Origin of the sequence: Methylobacterium sp. WL18 (assembly GCF_008040015.1) — a bacterium.
Taxonomy (GTDB): Bacteria; Pseudomonadota; Alphaproteobacteria; order Rhizobiales; family Beijerinckiaceae; genus Methylobacterium; species Methylobacterium mesophilicum.
In genome coordinates this window covers 1-3099 of sequence record NZ_VRVD01000564.1, presented here as the reverse complement: position 1 = coordinate 3099, position 3099 = coordinate 1, and the positions used below count along the sequence as shown (strand labels likewise).

The 3099-nt window shown below is 72.8% G+C and carries 2 protein-coding genes; both read right to left on the bottom strand.

Going from position 1 to position 3099, the window contains the following annotated elements; translation table 11 throughout:
- The coding region (gene nrfD / locus FV228_RS25030) for an NrfD/PsrC family molybdoenzyme membrane anchor subunit (protein WP_187277896.1) at positions 1-1144 on the bottom strand (1144 nt) is incomplete at its 3' end.
- 2 nt (positions 1145-1146) lie between these two features.
- The coding region (locus FV228_RS25025; RefSeq protein ID WP_147857025.1) for a 4Fe-4S dicluster domain-containing protein at positions 1147-3099 on the bottom strand (1953 nt) is incomplete at its 5' end.

Sequence of the window (3099 nt, the reverse complement as noted above, 5' to 3'; positions counted from 1 at the left end):
GCGCCGTGCGGGCCCGGGCCGACCACAACGCCTGGGCGGGCAGGACCAGCAGGAGGATTGCCGTCCAGGAGACCAGCGCGTGGTCGCCGGTCATGCGCCGCACCAGCACCGCCCGCGCCTCCGGGTCGCCGTTGAGGAACGTGTCGAAATACTCGGCCGCGTAGCAATAGGCGCTGGCGCAGCCGAGGCCGAGCAGCAGGCGGCCGAGGACGTCGAGGTGGCGCACGCTCACCAGGGCGTCGAGGCCGTAGACGACGCGGATCAGCACCACGATCGCCGCCGTCATGCCGACGCCGGAATAGACCGCGTTCACCAGGAAGCTCACAGGCAGCAGCGTGCTGTGCCAGCCCGGCATCAGCGAGCCCGCCAGCATCACCGAGGCGCCGGTCTGGACCGAGACCACCAGCAGCACGCCGAGCAGCGCCACCGTCCGGTAGGCCTGGACCCAGATCTGCCAATGGGCCGCGGACCCGCGCCACCCGGAGGCGACGATGCCGTAGACCTGGGCGCGCAGCAGGGCGAGCCGGCGGGTCGGCGCCTTCGCGTCGGCCTGGCGCATCGCCTCCCCGAAGGCGCGGTCGCGCAGGGTGGCGAGGTCGGGCAGCAGGCCGATGAACCAGAGGCTGACGCAGATCACCAGGAAGGCCACGATGTCGATCGCGTCCCACAGGAGCGGCGAGCGGAACTGCGGCCACAGGTCGTAGGTGTTGGGGTAGGGCAGGTTCCAGAAGAAGAACCACGGCCGGCCGAGATGGATGATCGGATAGAGGCCGGCCGCCGCGGTGGCGAGCAGCGCCAGGGTCTCGGCGATGCGGTTCACCGCCCCGCGCCACTCCGCCCCGAGCAGCAGCAGCACCGCCGAGACCAGCAGGCTGCCGGAGGCGACGCCGATCCACCAATCGTAGCTGGCGATGTCCAGCGCCCAGACGACGGCGTTGTTGTTGGCCCAGATCCCGGGCCCCGCGTAGAGCAGGTAGCCGAGGGTGAAGCCGAAGACGCCGAGCAGCGCCACGGCCCCCGCGAAGGCGATCCACCAGCGCCGGTTGCGCGGATGCGTCAGGGGAATCGCGGTGACCGCGCCGCCGATGCCCTGGAGGGTTTCCTCCGGCCGGATCAGCGGACCGCCTGCGAGCGCGCCGGCCATGCTCAGCCCTCCCGTCCGGTCGGATCGGACGCGGGCGCCAGTCCGGCGAGATAGGTGGTGCGCGGGCGCGTGTTGAGGTGGCCCAGTAGCGCGTATTCCCGCGTGTCCTTGCGGGCGGCCGAGACCTGGCTTCCCGGGTCGGCGACGTTGCCGAAGGTGATCGCCCGGGTCGGGCAGGCGCCCTGGCAGGCGGTCTCGACGGCGCCGTCCGGGATCGGCGCGTGGGCGTCCTTGGCCGAGGTGATCCGGGCGGCCGTGATGCGCTGGATGCAGTAGGTGCACTTCTCCATGACGCCGCGGGCCCGGACCGTGACCTCGGGGTTGCGCTGCTGCTGCTGCACAGGGGTCATGCCGCCGGTATAGTCCAGGTAGTTGAAGCGGCGGACCTTGTACGGGCAGTAGCTCTGGCAGGTCCGGGTCCCGACGCAGCGGTTGTAGACCTGCAGGTTCAGGCCCTCGCTGTCGTGCAGGGTCGCCTCGACGGGGCAGCCGACCTCGCAGGGCGCCTGCTCGCAATGCATGCACGGCACCGGCTGGAATTGCGTCGTCGGCGCATCGAGCCCGCCCGCGTAGTAGCGGTCCACCCGCAGCCAACCCATCCAGCGGCCGAGTTCGACCTCGGTGCGCCCGACCACCGGGATGTTGTTCTCCGCCTGGCAGGCGGTGACGCAGGCGTTGCAGCCGGTGCAGGCGTCGAGGTCGATCGCCATGCCCCATTGCGCCGCGACCCAGCGGTCCTGGTTCTCCGGCGGCGGGTAGAACGAGGCCGGCGCCGGCGCGCCCTTGGGATCGCCCACCGGCGCGGCACCGACCGCCTGGACGCGGACGATGTCCTGCCCCTCCATCGTGCCGAGATGCTGGGTGGTCGCCGGCATCCGGCGCCGTCCGGTCTTCGTCAGCCGCGCGCCGGACAGCCGCCACGGCGTCCCGGTCGGGCGCAGGGCGGCGGCATCGTAGCCGAGGCCGCTGGACAGGTGGTCGGGCACGCTGCGGCCGTAGCCGAGGCTCAGCGTCACGGTGTCGGCGGCCTGGCCGGGCTGGATCCAGGCGGCGCCCTCGACGGCGCGCCCCTCCGCCTCGACCCGCACGATGTCGCCGGTGGCGATGCCCTCCCGCTCGGCCAGATGCGGGCTGAGCGCGATGACGTTCTCCCAGACGACCTTGGTGAGCGGCTTCGGCAGCTCCTGCAGCCAGGCGAGGTCGGCGTGGGTGCCGTCCCAGACCGTGGGATCCGGGCGGAACACCACCTCGATCCCGGGTTCGGCAGAGGATCGGGCGGGGGGCCGGGCAGAGGGCTGAGGACCGCCGCCCTCCTGCGTGAGCGCGACATCCTCGGCCGCAGCCGCGCTGTCGGGCCAGAAGCCCCGGCGCAGGGCATCGGAGAAGCGCGCCTCGAACGCCGCCGGGTCCTCGCCCTCGGTCCGCCAGCGCCCCTTGAGCAGGGCGAGCGCGTCGGCGCCTTCCTCGCCACCGCGTCCGTCGGTGAGGAACGCCAGCATGTCCTGGAGGGTGCGGCCGTTGTAGAGCGGCGCCACCGTCGGCTGGATCAGCCCGACCGTGCCGTCGAGGGAGCGGACGTCACCCCAGCTCTCAAGCGGATGGGCGGCGGGCAGGTGCCAGTCGGCATGCGCACCGGTCTCGTCGTAGTAGAGCCCGGCATGGATCTTGAGCGGCACGCGCTCCATCCGGGCGGCGAAGTCGAGGGCGCCCGGGGCGTCGTAGACCGGGTTGGCGCCGAGCGCGATCAGGGCCTTGACGGCGCCGCGCTCCATCGCCTCCGCCAGGTCCACCAGCGTCCCGGCACCCTGTTCGGCCACGGGCATCGTGTGCCGCAGGGTCGCCCCGGTATTGCCGAGCGCGCCGTTGAGGCGGTGGACCAGGGCGTGCAGGTCCGGGCTCGCGGTCAGCCCGGCCGTGACGATGCCGGCGCCGCGCGCCTCGGTGAGGGCCTTGGC